We start from the raw sequence: 18,369 nt of genomic DNA, 5'->3' as shown, positions 1-18,369 counted from the left end.
ACTTTCTTTCCAATATGTATAAGACATATAGAAAAGAGGAGAGAAAAAATGTGGATCGAGGAATTTTTAAAGAGGTTCCATTACCGTGTGCATTTTTGGATGAAGTAGCTTTAGATAGAAATATTCAATCGATTATAGAATTAAGTGGAAATAAGAAGATTCGTATAGCGAGTAAATCGTTACGTTCTGTTCCGGTTATGCAAAAGATTTTAGCTGCAAATGATCGATTTCAAGGTATTATGTGTTTTTCACCTAGGGAGGCTTTGTTTTTAATTGAACAAGGATTCAATGATTTATTGCTCGGATATCCTGCTTATGATGAAAGAGCGTTACATGAAATAAGTTTGTTAACAAAGCAAGGGCTCATTATAGCTTGTATGGTGGATTGTGAAGATCATATTGTTTATTTAGAAAAAATTGCTGAGAAGTCTAAAGGGTATTTTCGTGTTTGTTTGGATATTGATATGAGTAGTCGTTTTGTAAAGTTTCATTTTGGGGTCAAAAGATCACCGGTAAAAGATGTACAAGGTGCTTTGAAAATAGTAAAAAGGGTGAAAGAATCATCGTTTTTAATACTAGATGGTGTAATGGGATATGAAGCCCAAATTGCTGGGGTAGGAGATCGCATACCGAATCAACGAGTGAAAAGTAAAGTGATTTCATATTTAAAGAAGAAATCAGTGTTAGAAGTTAAAGAAAGAAGAGGACATATCGTAAAAGAAATACAAAATCTAGGTATTGAACTAAGGTTTGTAAATGGGGGCGGCACAGGAAGTATAAAAACAACTGAGCAAGATCATTCAGTTTCAGAGATTACGATAGGCTCTGCTTTTTATGCCCCGAAGCTGTTTGATTATTATAAAGCAGTGCAATTTTATCCAGCTGTCGGATTTGCTTTACCAGTTGTGCGTAAACCAGCCCCAACTATTTACACTTGTCTAGGTGGTGGATATATTGCCTCAGGCGCAACTGGGAAAGATAAAGAACCTGAGGTTTGGATGCCAAATGGTGCCAAACTATTAGCTTTAGAAGGTGCAGGCGAGGTACAAACACCGATTTTTTATAACGGCGAGGAACGAGTAGAGATAGGAGATTCTATCTTGTTTCGCCATAGTAAAGCTGGAGAATTATGTGAGCGGTTTCCTTTTTTATATCGTGTGAAAGAAGGAGAGATTGTTGGGGAGTATTCAACATATCGGGGGGATGGCCAATGCTTTCTATAAAGGGACAAAAATGGAGAAATTGGACAGGGAATGTAGAAGGAACGCCGCATTATACGATGTATCCAGAAAGTATACAAGATGTAGTAGAAGTTGTAGGACTTGCGCGAAAAAAGGGGAAGAAAATTCGTGTTGTCGGTTCAGGGCACTCGTTTACACCTCTTGTGCAAACGGAAGAAATTTTAGTTTCTTTAGATGAATTGAAGGGCATTGTGAATATTGATGCGGAGAAGATGACCGTTGAAGTGTGGGCAGGAACAAAGCTATATGACCTAGGGAAGTTACTTGAAGAAAAAGGTTATGCACAAGAAAATTTAGGGGATATTGATTCGCAATCTATTGCAGGAGCGATTAGTACGGGAACTCATGGGACGGGTGTTACCTTTGGGAGTTTATCAACACAAGTTATAGAGATTACCGCAGTTTTATCTACAGGTGAGAGTATAGTTTGTTCGGAAACTGTGAATGTAGAATATTGGAGAGCCTTTCAGTTGTCGCTTGGGATGCTAGGTATCATTGTAAAGATAAAATTGAAAGTTATCGGGGCGTATTCACTTGTGTATGAAAGTGAAAAACAGTCACTATCTACTGTAATGAACAAATTAGAAGAATATAAGAAGAATCGCCATTTTGAGTTTTTTGTTTTTCCTTATTCAGATGAAGTACAAGTGAAATTTACAAACGAAACAACGGGTAAAAAAAGTGATTTGAAATGGCATAAACTAAAGGTAGAGTTGCTTGAAAATAAGATGTTTTCTTTGTTATCTAAAGGGTGTAAATGGTTTCCTTCTATAAGTAAAGGAGTAAGTCGATTATCGGCTAAAGCTGTACCGAATACAAAAATAATCGGCCCGAGTTATGAAGTATTTGCTACATCGCGTGCGGTTCCATTTTATGAAATGGAGTATAGCGTTCCTTCAAAGTATATGCGGACCGTTGTAGAAGAAATTTCAAACCTTATTGAAAAGAAAAAGTATAAAGTGCACTTCCCAATTGAATGCCGTTATGTGAAAAGGGATGACATATGGCTCAGTCCAGCGTATGGAAGGGATTCAGCGTATATTGCTGTTCATATGTATAAAGGTATGAAGTATGCGGCTTATTTTGGTGAGGTGGAGAAAATTTTTCTAAAGTATGAGGGACGCCCGCATTGGGGGAAAATGCATACGTTAACGCACGAAAAATTACAAAATATATATCCAGAATTGCATTCGTTTCTAAAGGTGAGGAAGTTATTAGATGAAGCAGAAATGTTTTCAAACCCTTACACAGAAAAATTATTTACGATTATGAAAAAAAGCTGACAAAGTATTACTTGTCAGCTTTTTTTAGTATGATCGCATTTCTTGTTTGACTAATTCGCTCGTAAAATAGTAACTTATCACGACTAAATACATGTAATAAAACATGAATAATAAATAGACCGTTAATTACGAGTTGGAATAATAATATAACTACTAATACTAAAGGCTCTTTAAGATTTAAGATAGAGCTACTAGAAAGAATATAATTGATTCCACCTAAAACGAAATAGAATATACCATAACGGATGAATAGTTCCTTCAACGTAATACGATCTGATTTTCCTTTCACGTAAATACGAAGCAATGCTTTACCAATTGTCTTTCCATTCGTAAAGTATGGAATGATAATAAAGTAAATAAAGATTGAACACGTTATGAAAATGAGTTCGTATATGTTCGTGTAAGATTGAATATTAGAAACAAAGAAGGAATTTCCTTTGTTTTTAATGACAGGTACAACGATAGATAAGAAAATCCAATCAATTTGCATCGCGATAAAGCGACGAACGAATCCGACTGGTTTCGTTTCCAAATCAATATGACTATCTAATTCGTTTGCTTTCGGAAGGAAGTACGTAAATATTGGTGCAATGATAAAGCCAATTACGCCGCCTAATGTATTTAAAAACAGATCGTCTATATCAAATAAGCGGTAGGCACAATTATATATACCGTATAGTCCAGTCACTTGTGTTAGCTCGAAAAAGAGTGAAAGACAAAAAGAAATACAAATTGTTTGTAAGAAACTACGTCGGAAATAATAACGTAAGTAAATACCAAATGGAACGGTTAATAGAACGTTAAATGCTACTTGTAAAAACGCAGATTCTTTTAATAGGTAGAAATAAGTAGCTGGTTTCGTTAAAATTGCCGAGGTGTGATTACTAATTTCTTGTATGAAATAAAATGGTGATAGTTGCATGTGCTGCGTATTAGCCGGTTGTAGGCTACAAGTATCATATGTTTGTGGTAACGGCAAAATCACAAGAAAATAGGCATTTAATAAGTAAAGTAATAGTGAGTATAAAATAAATGAACGCCATTTATTTAAATAACCATACTTTCGGTAGTTAAATATTAAAAAAGGTATTAAGAGAAACATTGCTAAAATAGGAAATAAAATAAATGCAGTTTTTACTGGAAATAAATATGCAGTCAAAATGAAGCTCCTTTCAATGAAAATTCGTTTATCATTATAACGTTAAAAGAGCCTGAAAACAAAATTAAAATATTTCGAAATAGAAAAAATTACAAATCTCAATGGAATTAAGTTATATTAAATTTAATATAAGGATATTATGATTATTATAAGTTGAGAGAGGGTACAAGATATGCGATATGAGCTTTTTTCTGTAAGTGGGGATCATATTACAACTTTTGAAAGTGCGTGGCGTTTTCTAGAGGGAGAACAGATTTTTGTTCATGATGATCAAACAAAACGAAATTTTATTATTATCCGCCTAACGCATGATGTATTTCAACAAGATAAACATGTTATTCGTTTGTATTGTCAAGAAAAGAAAGTATACGCATAAAAGGGCCCCTCTTACTGTACAGAAAGGTAAGAGGGGCAAAGATATAAAAAAGCGAGTCATCCTAGTTTAATAGAATGACTCGCTTTTCGCTTTGTAAGTTTCACTTTATAAGAAAATAAGAGTAAGTACACCTACGATAATGCAATAGAAAGAGAAATATTTTAAATTTCCTTTTGCCATAATGTTCATAAACCATTTTAACGAAATATACGTCATAATAAATGTTGCGATAAATGCAACGACATATGGTACGAATAATGTGTCTAGATTTGGATCTTTTGCAATGTCTGTAATACTTAGTAATAAACCACCTAAGCTAACAGGGATATATAGTAAGAATGAGAAACGAAGGGCTGTTTCTTGCTTCATACCAAGTAACATCGCTGCTACGATTGTTGCACCTGATCGGCTAATTCCAGGGATTAGTGCGCAAGCTTGTGCTAATCCGACGATGATTGCATCTTTCATAGAAAGGTCGCCATCATTTTTACGCCCACGCAAGTTTCTAATAATCCAAAGGCCGACAGCAGTAATAAGAAGGGAAATCCCAACCATTTTCACACCTTTTAAGTACTGATCGATGTAATCTTTAAATAAAACACCAATAACACCTGCTGGAATGGTCGCAATAACAAGATAAATAATAAAGAAGAAATCTGATTTTGCGTCTTCTGCTCTTGTGAATATATAAGATAGACCATTCTTCGTTAGACGAATTAAATCATTTCTATAAATAAGTAATACAGCTAATAATGAAGCTGAATTAACAAGTAGTTCGAAGCTAAACCCTTCTATTTCTAGTCCTAGCAAATGTTGTGCTAAAACGAGGTGACCGCTTGAAGAAATCGGAATTGGTTCCGTTAGTCCTTGGAACAGACCAAGAATTAAATATTTTAAAATGAAATAAAATTGTTCCATAACATCCTCCTTGTTTATTAGTCGAAAGAAACAACTTTTCCATTATAACAAAGATATGGATGAGTATTGAAAAGAAATAAAAATTCGAAATATAATAAAAACCCCTTATAGCGTTATAAGGGGTTTTTATTATTAATGAGAAACTGCTGTTTCTTGAAGACCTTGAGTCAATTGAACATCGACTTTTTCAGCATCATGAATATGGTTCATAATAGTAGTATTTAATTTTTGGAACATTTGTTGTGTATTAGCGAATTCTCGTAATATATCATCATTGCAAGATTTTTGGTTTTCGATAGCTTTAATAACATTGGTAGCACCATTTTGTAACGTTTGAATCATAATTAAAATATTTTCAATTCTAGCGTTTGTATCGGCACTCATTTCTACACCTTCATCGACTAAATGCAAATTATCTTTTGTGTTATCATATGCTTTTTCAATTTCTTCTTGAATTTTTTTCGTTAAGTTGCCAATGTTTTTTGTACTTTCTGCTGTGCTTTCTGCTAGTTTTCTTACTTCATTGGCAACGACAGCGAATCCTTTACCGTGTTCTCCAGCACGTGCTGCTTCAATACTTGCATTTAAAGCTAGTAAATTTGTTTGTGCTGCAATGTTTTGAATGACTTCTACAATTTGCTCGATTTCTTTTGAGCGTTCGCTTAAATGATTCATACTGTTAGACGTACGCTGAGATTGTTCACCTAATTTGTTAATTACAATAAGTAGACGGTGAACAGATTCTTTTCCTTCATTAGAACAGTCAATAATTTCTTCAATAGATTGAATTAAGCTTTGTTCTTTTTGTAACATTTCGTTATTCAATTCATTGGAATGTGTAGTACGCGTTGAAACATTTTCGAAACATGAGTTTAATTGTTGAACTAAATTTTGAAGTGTATGGTGTTGATTATTTACAAGTTGATGCTCTTGAATGACGCTTTGCACACGGTCGTGAATAGAAGAAATAATCTCTTGTTTTTCAATATCTTTTTGTTTTAATTCTGCTTCTAGTTCCTGTATACGATTTTCTAATTGATCAATTTTATGTTGGAGTGATTTCTTTTGAGTAAACATATATTTATTTCAACCGCCTTTAGAAGTTATATTTTCTCTATATTTGGATTTTAGCATCTTTTATAATTTTTAAATATAGGAATTGTTAAATATTTAAGAATCTATTACATTTTATGCATAATTCCCTTTTTTTCGTCATGAAAAATAAACTGTATTTAATGGTATTGTAAACAAACTGTAAAATAAATCATGTATAACTGTATAAGAAGGGAGTCGGATTATGAACTATTTTAAGCGAATCAGTAGTCTAGTATTAGCAGGAATTATCGGTCTTTCTAGTACAGTCGCTGTAAAAGCAGAGTCAAACGACGAGAAACTTAACAACATGCAACAGCAATTGCAGCAAAACGATGCAGATATGCAGAAGAAAGAGCAAGAGAAGCAAGCTGTTAGTAAAGAAATTCAAGGTATCGAAAACGAACTACATAATTTAAATAATACAATTGCAAAAAATAAAGAGGATCAAGCTGCTATTCAACGTAAAATTGATGAAACACATAAGCAGATTGAGCAAAAAAAGAATGAAATTGTCGTTTTAGAGGATAAAGTCCTTGCTCGTAAGGATATTATGAGAAAACGTATGGTTTCTGTTCAAAACAGTTCAAATACAAGTTTAGTAGTGGAAGTTGTAGTAGAGTCAAAAAACTTTGCAGATTTCTTACAACGTATGAACGCAGTTTCTACTATTCTAGAAGCTGATAAAGAAATTTTACGTCTACAAGAACAAGATCTTCGTCAAATTGAAGAGGATAAGAAAACAATTGATGAAAAAGAAGCATCTTTAGTAGTAGACAAACAAAAATTAGCAAAAGCACAAGCTGAGTTGCAGGATAACTTGAAAAAGCGTCAAGATAACTTACAAACAGTTCAAGCTAAATATAATCAGATTGCAAGCCAACTTAATTTAGCAGCAGAAGAAAAAGCTAAAATTGAGTCAAATATGAAGGCAGTACAAGAAACGATTGCTCGTGAGCAAGAAGCAGCAAGAATTGCAGCAGAAGAGCGTGCGAAAGCAGAAGCGGCTGCAAAGGCTGAGCGAGAAGCTTTAGTGAAAGCACAAGCAGAAATTGCTGAAAAACAAAAGCAAGAGAAAGCTAATAAACCAGCTGAACCTGCTGCTAATAATAATTCGAAGGTAGAACCTGCACAACCTTCGAAGCCAACTGCTGGTGGAAGAGAAATCTATGTACATGCAACAGCTTATACAGCAGATCCAGCTGAAAATGGCTATGCGTCAGGACAACAAGTTTATTCTGCATGGGGAGGCTATAATCTAACTGCAAACCCAGGAATGAAATTAATTGCTGTAGATCCAAGTGTTATCCCATTAGGTTCTACTGTATATGTTGAAGGTTATGGACAAGCAATTGCAGCCGACACTGGTGGCGCAATTAAAGGTCACAAAATCGATGTTTTAATGCCTGATAAAGCTTCATCTAGTAATTGGGGCAGAAAAAATGTTAAAGTTACAATTTTAAACTAAAACGTAATCCAACTTTACAATATGTAAAGTTGGATTTTTTTGTAAAAATAATGTTAAGTTGAGTTTACATTTTGTTAAGGATAACATACAATGAAATTGAGAGGTGGTAAAATTGACCATTTTAAATAGAGTGAAAGAATTAAGGGCTCGCTTCAATTTTTCGCAAAGTGTATTAGCAGAAAAGGTTGGAGTGACGAGACAAACAATTGCAGCAATTGAAAAAGGGGATTACGTTCCTTCGTTGTTATTAGCACTTACGATTTGTGATGTGTTTCAGTTAAAGATGGAAGATGTGTTTGTTTTAAATAAGGAGGGGGAAGAGGATGAATAGAATTATTGCTTCATATATCATAAATTTATTTTACAGTGTATTGGCATGCTGGGCATTTGTAGAGTTTTATGATTTTTATATACAGTTTGCTGATATTATTGAAAATGAGAATTTGTCATCTAAAATAACAATGAGTTTGACACCTGTTGTATTACTATTTATTGTAGCTATCATATTAGCGTTTTTTAAAAGATTGCATAAGAAGAAATATAAAAAATCATCATTGCGATTGTATCCTTTATTATTTCCCCAAGAGGATGAACGTGAGAAGGATATTACAGATAGAGCATGTCGAACAACATTTGTATCATTGTGGTTTGTATTACCTTGTGCACTAGGATTATTAATATTTACACCTGTAGCAAATTTGTATATTCCAGCGTATCCTTTATATGTTGTATATTTGATTTATTTGACTCAAGTGACAGTATTCCACGTATCACTATACAGAAATAAATTAGCTTAAAAAGAAACCTTCTTGCACCGGCAAGAAGGTTTCTTTTCAGCTAATACTTGTACATATAGCAATATTATCTTATCATTTTATATAGAGTAAGATTTTGTAGGGGAAAGGAATTGTATATGAATAAGCAAAGAATTTATAGTATAGTAGCAATTCTGCTATTTGTTGTAGGTGGCGTGTTAATCGGAAAGCCATTTTATGATGGATATCAGGCTGAAAAGAAACAGACTGAAAATGTACAGGCTGTTCAAAAGATGGATTATGAAAAACATGAGACGGAATTTGTAGATGCTTCGAAAATTAATCAGCCAGACTTGGCAGAAGTAGCGAACGCATCATTAGATAAGAAACAAGTAATTGGTCGTATTTCGATCCCGAGTGTTTCATTAGAAATTCCTGTTTTAAAATCTTCTACTGAGAAAAACTTATTATCAGGTGCAGCAACAGTAAAAGAAAATCAAGTAATGGGAAAAGGGAACTATGCATTAGCAGGACATAACATGTCTAAAAAAGGTGTTTTATTTAGTGACATAGCGTCTCTAAAAAAAGGCGATAAAATTTATTTGTATGACAATGAAAATGAATATGAGTATGCGGTTACTGGTGTATCTGAAGTAACTCCTGATAAATGGGAAGTTGTTGAGGATCATGGGAAAGATGAGATAACGCTTATTACATGTGTATCAGTGAAAGATAATTCTAAACGTTATGTTGTTGCTGGTGATTTAGTAGGAACAAAGGCGAAGAAGTAAAAAAGAAGGTCAACTCTTTAAAGAGTTGACCTTCTTTTTTACTAATGTTGAGAAATAATAGAATATTTTAGTTGGTATTCAAGTATTTTTCTATTTATGTATAATGAAGTTATAATTCAAGATTTTGGGAGGAACAAGAGTGAGACAACAGGTGAAGAAACTTCTTTTAACAACGAGTATAGCGTTATTGGTAGCTCCAATTTCAGCTTATGCGCATCCAGGGCGTACAGATGCTAATGGCGGACATACGTGTCGTACAAATTGTGAGAAATGGGGATTACAGTACGGGGAATATCATTATCACAATAAACCAGCTTCTAGTAGTGGTGCAACGAGCCCAGCTCCTAGCCAGAATAATAATAGTACTGTAGAAGCTGAGAGACAAGCAGAAGCACAGCGCAATACTGAGGCTGAAAAACAACGTGCTGCAGAAGCACAGCACAACGCTGAGGCTGAAAAACAACGTACTGCAGAAGCACAGCGTAAAGCTGAAGAAGAGAGACAACGTGTAGCCGAGGAACAAAGAAAAGCTGAAGAGGCACGTAAGCAAGAGGAAGCGCAGCGCCAAGCTGATATGGAAAAAGGTCAACTTGAAGGTCAAAAGAATGGAGAAACTGATTTTAAAGCAGGAAAAAATGATGCAGAAGTGCATGTAGCTGGAAAATCTGATGCATATAAACAAGCGTTTAAAGCGACTTATGCAGCCGCATGGTCTTTAGAAGAGCAGAAAAAAACGTATTTTGAAAAAGGAAAAGAACAAGGTTTAGCACAAGAGACGATGGACGATAGTCAAGTTGCTCCAGAGTTTAAGGTAAACTTTGCAGACGGGTTCAAAGTAGGGAATAAAGAAAGAACAGAAAAAATTGAAAAAGTGCAAACTGAATTAGGGGAAAAGACAGGGAAAGAACTAGCTGAAAAGAATCCTGGAAATAGAGAGAAAGAAGTATACGTGAAGGCATATGAAACAGCCTATGAAAAAGGGTATAAGTCTACAAAAAAGGCAGTAGAAAAGGCTGGCTATAAGTATGCGTTTGAAAACTATGATTTAAAGGTACCTGCTAAATATGAAAAGAATGAATCGTTAAAAAAATGGTTTGTTGAAGGATTCAAATCGAATAAAAAAGCGGCTGACATTCGAGAAGAAGGATATAAAAAAGGAGACAGTTGGCTTGCATTCTTCTATAAGAATTTTGTTCCAAGTGAATATAAAGAACATAAAGAGCTGTACGAACAAGCGATAGAAAAAGGTAAGAATGCATAAAAAAAGATGAGGGGAAATCCCTCATCTTTTTTTAATCCATCCACTTCACTAACTTTTTGGAAATTAGTAATAAAACACAACCTAAAACGATTGCTACAGCGCCAATAACTGTAAATACTTCAGCATATCCAAGTGAAGTTGTGAAGCTTGCAAGTTGTCCACCTAAAATGTTGGCGATACCTGAACTCGCTAACCATACGCCCATTAGTAAAGATGCTAGTTTTACTGGAGCGAGCGAACTAACCATTGATAGTCCAACAGGTGATAAGAATAGCTCACCTAATGTATGGAAAAGATACGTAAAGACGATAAATAGTAAGTTTGCTTTTTCTGTAATGTTATGTTCATCACTACCTGTTTTTAATGTAGCGATAACAAGAATGATATAACCGATACCGAGTAGGATCATACCAAGTCCCATTTTAGTTGGGATTTTTAAATCCCCGCGCTTACGAGTTGCAAGTTTTGCCCATAATGCTGAAATGACTGGGGCAAGTAAAATAATAAATAATGGATTGACCGATTGGAACCAAGATGTTGGAACTTCCCATCCGAACACAGAGCGGTCTACAAATTTGTTTGTATATAATGTTAATGAGCTACCAGCTTGTTCAAAGCCAGCCCAGAAGAAGACAACGAAGCATGTTAAAATGACGATAACTGCGGTACGTTGTTTTTCTTTTTTTGTTAACGGTGTATCTCCTACTGATGGTTGTCCAGCAGCTGTTTGCAAATCGCGAGTTGGTTTTTTACCAATATCACCAAGGAAGCGATTTGATAGTGTTGTAAATAAAATTTGTCCAATGATCATTCCGATTGAAGCGGCTAAGAAACCGTAACGGAATCCGTAATGTACAACGCCATCAACTGTTGTTTTGAATAAATTTTCTGATAAAAATCCGCAAACGAGTGGAGCTAAAAATGACCCGACGTTAATACCCATATAGAAAATGGTAAATGCACTATCACGTTTTGGATCATTCTCTTCGTATAATTCTCCAACCAGTGTAGAGATGTTCGGTTTGAAGAATCCATTACCAATAATAATAAGCGCTAATCCGAGGTATAGGCCTAATTGGTTTTGCAAGGCAAATAGTGTAAGGTTACCGATTGCCATTGTTATACCACCAATTGTGATTGCTTTTCGTCTACCTAGAAAACGGTCTGTTAAGTATCCACCAATCATTGGTGTGAAATAACAGGCTCCAGTATAAAATCCGTAAATAGAGAGTGCCCATGCGGGACTAAACCCAAGACCACCGCTTACTAAAGCTGTCGTTAAATATAATGTTAATAATCCTCGTAATCCATAGTAACTAAATCTTTCCCACATTTCTGTAAAGAAGAGTAAGTATAAACCTGGAGGATGTTTCTTTTTTCTTTGTTGTTCTCTTTCTAGTTGTATCGTTGATTCCATGTTATTTTCCTCCTGACACAAACAAAAACAAAGTTAATAATTTTGTACATTTAATACTTTACCTTATTAACTATTATAAGTCAATAAAGGTTGATTTTTCAGAAGAAATTGGAAAAGAGAGATAGCTATAGAATGGGTGTTTCTTTTGTGATAGACTATGGACTATGTTTTCTTTGCTAGGAAGCGGATTATTGCACTTTTTTTATATGTGAAATTGATTTCATAAAAGATGAAATTAAAGAAGGAGAAACAAATGAAATTGTTACAGAAAAAAGAAATTTTACTGATTAGCCTTATGTTATTCTCGATGTTCTTTGGAGCGGGGAATCTTATATTCCCACCTTTCCTTGGGTATGAAGCGGGAGAACATGTGTGGATTTCATTAGTAGGGTTTATTATATCAGCAACAGGTCTTCCTATATTGGGAGTTATTGCTATTGCGAAAGCAGGAAGTTTTCAAACGCTAGCGGGTCGGGTTCATTCTTCATTCGCCATTATTTTTCCGTGTATCGTGTATTTATTTATTGGACCAGGTCTTGGTATACCACGTGCAGGAAGTTTAGCTTTTGAAATGGGGCCAGGTCAGTTGTTCCCAGAAGCGGGAAGTGTAGTTGTATTATGTTACACGGTTATTTTCTTCAGTATTGTGTACTGGTTAAGCTTATCACCGTCTAAATTAATGGGGTTGTTCGGAAAGGTTTTAACACCGTTATTATTAGGGATGATTGCCCTTATTTTTATAAAGAGCATGTTTACATCAGTAGGTAGTGTAAAAGAGGCTACTGGAAGCTATGGACAAGCTCCTATGTTCCAAGGGTTTTTAGATGGGTATTTAACGATGGATGCATTAGCAGCTTTAATTTTTGGGATTGTTATTGCAAATGCTTTACGTGCAAAAGGTATTGAAGATGATAAAGGTTTAGCGAAATATATGAGTATTGCTGGAATTGGGGCAGGACTATTACTATCTATTATTTATGTCATACTTGGATATGTTGGTTCAATGAGTGGCTCATTAGGGACATTTGATAATGGGGCGAACGTGTTAGCACAAGTGATGACTACATTATTTGGACAAGGCGGAGTGGTTTTATTAGGTCTTATTTTTACGATCGCATGTTTATGTGTTTCAATCGGACTTGTTACATCTTGTAGCCAATTTTTCGCAAGTGCATTTCCGAAAGTAGCGTATAAAGTTTGGGCATTTATATTAAGTTTTGTTAGTATGATTTTAGCTAATTTAGGATTAACGCAAATTTTAAAAGTATCAGTACCGATTCTTGGATTTATTTATCCAGTTGCATTAACACTAATTATTTTAGGGTTATTCCATAAATATATTGGAAAGTATGCATACGTATATGCAGTAACTGTTGGGATTGTAGCGTTGTTTAGTGCAGTTGATATTTTCAATAAAAATGTAATCTTGAATCAGTGGACGCCAGTATTGAAATATATTCCGTTTTATACAGAAGGTGTTGGGTGGATTGTTCCAGCTATTATAGGCGCTTGTATTGGCGTTATCATTAGTGTAGTTTTAAATAAGAATAAATAAGTAAAAGGTGTTTTCCTATTTCGGAAAACACCTTTCTTTTTTTGGAAAAATAGTATTGAAAATGAATAGACTAAGAGTATGATAAAGATAATTGGTAATATATAGGTTTTGAATAGGTGATGAGGGGGGAGCGTATGAAGGAGGATTTAAATAAGAAAATAGAAGCGCTTGAAACGGCAATTGAAACGATTCAAGAAGCGCTTTTTGAATTGAAAGCAAAACAAAGAGAAATAGAAGTAGAAAATGCTCAGCAACATGTTAGTAAGGAAAAGACAGAATATATTGAAACGGTAATGGAGGAAAAACAAAAAGAAGAAGTAGTTACAATAAAAGAGCCTGTGCAAGAACGTGAGGTAAAACAAGTGGATATATCTGCTTTTAAACCAGAACCATTTAATATTATTAAGTTTTGCCAAACTTGGTTACCGCGCATATTTGTCGGCATTATGTTACTTGGAGTAATCTGGTTATTTAAAGCAGGGGTAGATGCTGGATTATTAACACCAGCAATACGAATTGTGTTTGGTATTGTCCTATCGATCGGTTTTTATTATATAGGGGATATTCAAATTAAACGAGAGCGGCAAGCGTTAGGGTTAGTATTAGCAGGAGGCAGTATTACAGGTATAGTTTTAACGACATTTGCGGCACATTATTTATATGGATTTATTCCAGCAAGTGTCGCGTTTGTATGTAATATTGCATGGGTCATTTTAGGTATTTATGTAGCAAAGAGGTATCAATCGGAATATCTTACTATCTTCGTAGCGGTAGGAGCTTTCTTCGTACCATTCTTATTAAATAGTACGACTCCTAATCCGTATATTTTCTTTGGATATGAGACGATACTGACACTTAGCTTATTATGGTATGCGTTGAAAAATCGTTATCAGTATTTATATATGATTTCTTATGCTGTTGCTGCTATTGTCCTTTTTGTCTTCTTTGCTATTATGTCAATGTTAGTAGAGGATTTGCAAATACAGTTAACAGTTGCTTATGGTTTAATTCACTTACTATTATTTTGGCATATGTTTACGGAGAGAAGTTTTATAGTAGAGCCACGCTTGGCGATATTTAGTGCGAATGCAGTTCTCTTTATATTAGCTATTTCAAAAATACCTGAATTTACAACATGGGGATTAATGATTAGTGCACTCGTGCACGCTACTATGTTCGTGCTTGAATATAGGAAGAATAGACATTCTACATTTACAAATCTTTTATTTGGTTTCGCAATGGGTGCATTTAGTTTAGCGATCTTATATGAGTATAGTCTAGTGAATGCAGCGATTGTATTATTATTACAAGGTTTCCTCGGTATGGTGACTGCTATTAAAGTAAAACAACAGATAAAATTGTATGTTAGTGCGACGGTTTACGCGATTGGAATGATACAAACTATTTTTAGTCCGTTTGATCATTTCATTTCAGCTGGGTTCGTTGCTCATATTATTTTAATAGGTACATTTTATTACTGCATGAAGCAAGTGAAAGATGTGTTAATGAGTTTTGGAAAATATGTTTATTCTATAACGCTCTATTGGTTTATGGTTATTGTATTTATTGTAATTACTAGAGTCGGTGAAGTGCTTTCTACAGATGGAAGTATAATAAGCGTATCGGTATCATTATTATGGATGGTATATGCATTATTTTCCGTTTGGCTTGGACGGAATAAAAATATGAATGAAATATTGTATGCCGGCTTAGTCGTGTTAGTCGTAACGATAGGGAAGCTATTCCTTCTGGACTTACCAGAAGTATCGATGATGATCAGGGCAGTGTTATTCTTAATAGTAGGTAGTATAGGTATCGTTATTTCAAGAATGTTTTTCTCAAAAGAAGAGAAGTAAAAAGAAGGCAATCCATATCCGGATTGCCTTTTTCATTATTTCTTATTAATTATTACAGCTTCATTGTATTTCGCTGTCGTATTTTGGCGTAGACGAAGCGTTGCTTGTCCAGCTGTATTTGAATCGATTTGTACGTTCACAATTTTCTCAGCAGTACCTAAGCTGTTTGTTGTGAAAGAGAATGCACTACTATATCCAAAAGTAGATGGCCAAGTACCATTTGTATTTTGAACCTTTGCTACTTGTGTACCGCCAGTAGTAAATATACCTAAAGAGTAATTATTGTATGTTGTGTTTGGTAATAAGTTATTTACTTGAATTTTTATTTGGAACACTTCATTGTTTGGTAGAGTGCTAGGGTGTGTAACTACGTAGTCGCTTGCTGTTACCGCACCGTTATAACCATATGAACCTGGTTTGAAAGTATTTGTATTAAACCATTGATAACCTGCATTTGGCGCGCTCCAAGGTTCAGGTTGTGGTTCTGTTGATAAGCTTGGTTGTTCGAATGTTTGTAAAGCAGTAGGTAGATCAAGTTGTAAACCATTAACTTGATCTAAACTTGTAAATGTCTCTTTTTTCGATAACCAATTTACGATATTCTCTAGTAAGATAGCATCGTTTTCTTCCTTGTAGCCATCGTAAGTTTTCTTTGTTTGACCAGAGTCTTCACGGACGTATTTTGGCGTAGCATCTTCAACAGGAGAAGAGTCCCCAATAAAAGCAGCTTTTCCAAGACCTACTTTTGAGATAGCGGCATAAGGACCCTCTGCAACACCACCGCTGTTATAAACACCGCTATCAACAGCGTTATTCCATTTTGATGGGTTTTCTGGAAGATACACAAGGCCTTTTGCTAGTTTTGGGTTTGTAATTGCTAGAGTAGAACCAGCATGCATTGCTACAGATGAAACCCCTTCTGTAATTCCGAATGATTGTGCCGGTGATACAATGTTTTTAGCTGAAACATCACCAATAGCATTATAGCGGAAGCGAATACCGAAGTTGTCAGATAGCCAATCAGAGCTTTCTACTCCTTGCATAGCTTGTGAATTTGTTTCCTCGTTAGACATTCCTTTTGCTGGATTATCCCAAGCACCACGTCTATATCCATTAAATACTTCAGAAGAGTCCCAACGATTTTTATTACGATCTGCATTATAATGGTCGGCAATAAAGAAAATACTTCCGCCACTTTTCACATATTGTAACATTGCATCTTGTTCAGATTTCTTGTAAGGAATATTAGCTTCTGGAACGATAAAAACATTGTAGTCTTTTAAATCTTCGTACGTAATAGGTGTTGATTTACGAAGTTCTTTTACATGATATCCGTTTTGGGCAATACCGTTTCCGAAGTCAGAAAAGCCGCCATCGATAACCCAGTCAGCTGTCCCGGCAGTTTGACCGTGTGTATTATCGAATAATACTTTCTTCCCGTTATTTTGATTTACAACTTTTGCAGCAATTTCAGGAGCTGGGTCTACTGAGCTTTCGGCATAAGTAGACGGAATGAACGAGGCTCCTATACTTAGTGTAATTGCTGTTGCTAAAGAAAATGTAATCCATTTTTTATTCTTCATAGAAGAATCCCCCTAATAAAAATATTTGCTTTAATAATGTAATCTATTTTTGGGTGGAAAGAAAGATAGAAAATATTAAATAGTGTAAAGATAGCGTTAATTTAATTGAAAAATATTTGTTAGAATAATGAAAAAATCTCTTCCTAGTAAATAGGAAGAGATTTTGGACTTAACTAATTTTTGAATTAGGTGTTTCATCAATTTTATGAAATCCCTTCATGTAATACACGATAGCTAAACCAATAAGCCAAATTGGGCCGACAATCAATGCGATTCTTGTATCTTCTGAATACGCCATTATACCTAATACTAGTGCAAGGAAAGCGAGTGAGAAATATGAACTTAATGGATGTAAAGGCATTTTATATGTTAGCTTGTCCTTTTTATCAGTTTGCAATCCTTTACGGAATTTAATTTGAGCGACTAATATGATGCCCCAAGTCCAAATTGCCCCGAAAGTTGAAATACTAGTAAGCCATGTAAATACCTTTGCAGGTACGAGATAGTTTAATATAACGCCAATGAGTAAAACGATAGCAGTTGCTACAATTCCTTGACTCGGAATACCGTTTTTATTTAAACGACCGAATCTTTCAGGTGCTTTCTTTTGCTGTGCCAATGTAAATAGCATACGGCCTGTACTAAATAGACCGCCATTACAAGAAGAAAGAGCTGCTGTTAATACGACAAAGTTAATAATACCTGCTGCTTTTGCGATACCGATTTGCTGGAATGTTAATACAAATGGACTTCCTTTCTCACCAAGTTCGTTCCATGGATAAATTGCCATCATAACGAATAGAGCCCCAACGTAGAACAGTAATATTCTCCAAAATACGTTATCGATTGCTTTTGCGAGTGTTTTTTTCGGATTTTGAGCTTCACCCGCTGTAACACCGATTAATTCAACGCCTAAATAAGCGAATAACACCATTTGTAAAGAGAGCAGTAACCCAGAAAAACCATTTGGGAACCAGCCACCATGTGACCAAAGGTTTGAAATGCCGGTAGCGATACCGCCGTTTCCGAATCCGAATAAAATAATACCAGCTCCAACAATTATCATACAGATAATTGTGACAATTTTGATGAGAGCGAACCAAAATTCAAGTTCCCCAAATACTTTTACGGATAAGAAGTTAAAAGCACTCATTAATAATAGAGCGAGTAAAGCCCAAGTCCAGCGTGGGATATCTGGGAACCAGTACTGCATGTAAATGCCAGCTGCCGTAATTTCAGCCATGCAAGTAACAACCCATAGGAACCAGTAGTTCCAACCGGTAATATAGCCAGCTAGTGGTCCAAGGTAATCATAAGCATATTTACTAAAAGAACCGGCAACAGGTTGTTCAATTGCCATTTCTCCGAGTGCTCGCATAATGAAAAAAATAACGAGTCCAGCGATCATATAACCTAGTAGAATAGAAGGGCCAGCTAGCTTAATAGCAGAAGCGGATCCTAAAAATAGTCCAACGCCAATAGCTGAACCGAGTGACATTAAAGTAATGTGTCGTTCTTTTAAACCACGGTTTAAAGTTCCAGATTTGTTTGTGTGCTGCATAAGAAGAATCCCCCTTGTAGAATGAGCTACCTAAATATTTAACTATTTCAAAT

16 protein-coding genes are annotated in these 18,369 nt (G+C 35.0%); 10 read left to right on the top strand and 6 right to left on the bottom strand.

Going from position 1 to position 18,369, the window contains the following annotated elements; all coding sequences use genetic code 11:
* The first annotated feature begins 50 nt into the window (after positions 1 to 50).
* Positions 51 to 1,223: an amino acid deaminase/aldolase gene (locus ACUN28_RS26060; protein WP_016089282.1), complete on the top strand. Its 1,173-nt coding sequence runs from the start codon at positions 51 to 53 to the stop codon at positions 1,221 to 1,223.
* Positions 1,211 to 2,524 carry a D-arabinono-1,4-lactone oxidase gene (locus ACUN28_RS26055; RefSeq protein WP_016089281.1) on the top strand — a complete coding sequence of 438 codons (1,314 nt, stop codon included), beginning with the start codon at positions 1,211 to 1,213 and terminating at the stop codon, positions 2,522 to 2,524. Before ACUN28_RS26060 ends, ACUN28_RS26055 begins: the two co-directional genes overlap by 13 nt.
* A gap of 7 nt (positions 2,525 to 2,531) precedes the next feature.
* Here the strand turns inward: ACUN28_RS26055 and ACUN28_RS26050 are convergent, their stop codons facing one another.
* Complete coding sequence (locus ACUN28_RS26050; protein WP_000128049.1) at positions 2,532 to 3,683, bottom strand: VanZ family protein; 1,152 nt, start codon at positions 3,681 to 3,683, stop codon at positions 2,532 to 2,534.
* A gap of 172 nt (positions 3,684 to 3,855) precedes the next feature.
* Between ACUN28_RS26050 and ACUN28_RS26045 the strand changes: the two genes are divergently transcribed.
* Positions 3,856 to 4,059: a hypothetical protein gene (locus ACUN28_RS26045; protein WP_016089280.1), complete on the top strand. Its 204-nt coding sequence runs from the start codon at positions 3,856 to 3,858 to the stop codon at positions 4,057 to 4,059.
* Positions 4,060 to 4,164: 105 nt separating this feature from the next.
* On the opposite strand, the gene ACUN28_RS26040 is transcribed toward ACUN28_RS26045, so the two are convergent.
* Positions 4,165 to 4,977 carry an undecaprenyl-diphosphate phosphatase gene (locus ACUN28_RS26040; protein WP_016089279.1) on the bottom strand — a complete coding sequence of 271 codons (813 nt, stop codon included), beginning with the start codon at positions 4,975 to 4,977 and terminating at the stop codon, positions 4,165 to 4,167.
* A 132-nt stretch (positions 4,978 to 5,109) separates the two neighbouring features.
* Positions 5,110 to 5,790 (bottom strand): methyl-accepting chemotaxis protein, encoded by a 681-nt coding sequence (locus ACUN28_RS26035; protein ID WP_441296260.1) that lies wholly within the window; start codon positions 5,788 to 5,790, stop codon positions 5,110 to 5,112.
* A 484-nt stretch (positions 5,791 to 6,274) separates the two neighbouring features.
* Here ACUN28_RS26035 and ACUN28_RS26030 point away from each other — a divergent pair, with 484 nt between their 5' ends.
* From ACUN28_RS26030 to ACUN28_RS26010, 5 genes are all read left to right on the top strand, one after another.
* Positions 6,275 to 7,537: a 3D domain-containing protein gene (locus ACUN28_RS26030; protein ID WP_016089277.1), complete on the top strand. Its 1,263-nt coding sequence runs from the start codon at positions 6,275 to 6,277 to the stop codon at positions 7,535 to 7,537.
* A 112-nt stretch (positions 7,538 to 7,649) separates the two neighbouring features.
* Complete coding sequence (locus tag ACUN28_RS26025; protein ID WP_000154011.1) at positions 7,650 to 7,868, top strand: helix-turn-helix transcriptional regulator; 219 nt, start codon at positions 7,650 to 7,652, stop codon at positions 7,866 to 7,868.
* Positions 7,861 to 8,334: a hypothetical protein gene (locus tag ACUN28_RS26020; RefSeq protein ID WP_001079775.1), complete on the top strand. Its 474-nt coding sequence runs from the start codon at positions 7,861 to 7,863 to the stop codon at positions 8,332 to 8,334. The genes ACUN28_RS26025 and ACUN28_RS26020 overlap by 8 nt, the downstream gene beginning before the upstream one ends.
* Before the next feature lie 116 nt (positions 8,335 to 8,450).
* Entirely contained in the window at positions 8,451 to 9,083 is a 633-nt protein-coding gene (locus tag ACUN28_RS26015; protein WP_002108795.1) for a class A sortase, read from the top strand.
* A 139-nt stretch (positions 9,084 to 9,222) separates the two neighbouring features.
* The gene (locus ACUN28_RS26010; protein WP_016089276.1) at positions 9,223 to 10,344 is read left to right on the top strand and encodes a YHYH domain-containing protein; all 1,122 of its coding nucleotides are present in this window, start codon (positions 9,223 to 9,225) and stop codon (positions 10,342 to 10,344) included.
* 31 nt (positions 10,345 to 10,375) lie between these two features.
* On the opposite strand, the gene ACUN28_RS26005 is transcribed toward ACUN28_RS26010, so the two are convergent.
* Entirely contained in the window at positions 10,376 to 11,761 is a 1,386-nt protein-coding gene (locus ACUN28_RS26005; protein WP_000446271.1) for a peptide MFS transporter, read from the bottom strand.
* Between the two features lie 253 nt (positions 11,762 to 12,014).
* Here ACUN28_RS26005 and brnQ1 point away from each other — a divergent pair, with 253 nt between their 5' ends.
* Both brnQ1 and ACUN28_RS25995 read left to right on the top strand, forming a co-directional pair.
* Complete coding sequence (gene brnQ1 / locus ACUN28_RS26000; protein ID WP_016089275.1) at positions 12,015 to 13,316, top strand: branched-chain amino acid transport system II carrier protein BrnQ1; 1,302 nt, start codon at positions 12,015 to 12,017, stop codon at positions 13,314 to 13,316.
* A gap of 134 nt (positions 13,317 to 13,450) precedes the next feature.
* Positions 13,451 to 15,172, top strand: a complete 1,722-nt coding sequence (locus ACUN28_RS25995; protein ID WP_016089274.1) for a DUF2339 domain-containing protein — start codon at positions 13,451 to 13,453, stop codon at positions 15,170 to 15,172.
* A 35-nt stretch (positions 15,173 to 15,207) separates the two neighbouring features.
* Here ACUN28_RS25995 and ACUN28_RS25990 read toward each other — a convergent pair whose 3' ends face one another.
* Together ACUN28_RS25990 and ACUN28_RS25985 are read right to left on the bottom strand one after the other, a co-directional pair.
* Positions 15,208 to 16,755, bottom strand: coding sequence for a hypothetical protein (locus ACUN28_RS25990; RefSeq protein WP_016089273.1), 1,548 nt, complete (start codon positions 16,753 to 16,755; stop codon positions 15,208 to 15,210).
* Positions 16,756 to 16,924: 169 nt separating this feature from the next.
* Positions 16,925 to 18,316: an amino acid permease gene (locus ACUN28_RS25985; RefSeq protein WP_016089272.1), complete on the bottom strand. Its 1,392-nt coding sequence runs from the start codon at positions 18,314 to 18,316 to the stop codon at positions 16,925 to 16,927.
* Positions 18,317 to 18,369: the final 53 nt, after the last annotated feature.

Source organism: Bacillus sp. WC2507 (assembly GCF_052656125.1).
The sequence above is the reverse complement of the archived record's forward strand: the minus strand, read 5'-3'. Positions and strand labels throughout refer to the sequence as shown.

Excerpts from the sequence above, each read along its gene's own strand:
- ACUN28_RS25985 (WP_016089272.1), bottom strand. The coding sequence starts at position 18,316 with ATGCAGCACACAAACAAATCTGGAACTTTAAACCGTGGTTTAAAAGAA.
- ACUN28_RS26030 (WP_016089277.1), top strand. The coding sequence starts at position 6,275 with ATGAACTATTTTAAGCGAATCAGTAGTCTAGTATTAGCAGGAATTATC.
- ACUN28_RS26005 (WP_000446271.1), bottom strand. The coding sequence starts at position 11,761 with ATGGAATCAACGATACAACTAGAAAGAGAACAACAAAGAAAAAAGAAA.
- ACUN28_RS26040 (WP_016089279.1), bottom strand. The coding sequence starts at position 4,977 with ATGGAACAATTTTATTTCATTTTAAAATATTTAATTCTTGGTCTGTTC.
- ACUN28_RS26020 (WP_001079775.1), top strand. The coding sequence starts at position 7,861 with ATGAATAGAATTATTGCTTCATATATCATAAATTTATTTTACAGTGTA.
- ACUN28_RS26015 (WP_002108795.1), top strand. The coding sequence starts at position 8,451 with ATGAATAAGCAAAGAATTTATAGTATAGTAGCAATTCTGCTATTTGTT.
- brnQ1 (WP_016089275.1), top strand. The coding sequence starts at position 12,015 with ATGAAATTGTTACAGAAAAAAGAAATTTTACTGATTAGCCTTATGTTA.
- ACUN28_RS26055 (WP_016089281.1), top strand. The coding sequence starts at position 1,211 with ATGCTTTCTATAAAGGGACAAAAATGGAGAAATTGGACAGGGAATGTA.
- ACUN28_RS26045 (WP_016089280.1), top strand. The coding sequence starts at position 3,856 with ATGCGATATGAGCTTTTTTCTGTAAGTGGGGATCATATTACAACTTTT.
- ACUN28_RS26035 (WP_441296260.1), bottom strand. The coding sequence starts at position 5,790 with ATGTTACAAAAAGAACAAAGCTTAATTCAATCTATTGAAGAAATTATT.
- ACUN28_RS25995 (WP_016089274.1), top strand. The coding sequence starts at position 13,451 with ATGAAGGAGGATTTAAATAAGAAAATAGAAGCGCTTGAAACGGCAATT.
- ACUN28_RS25990 (WP_016089273.1), bottom strand. The coding sequence starts at position 16,755 with ATGAAGAATAAAAAATGGATTACATTTTCTTTAGCAACAGCAATTACA.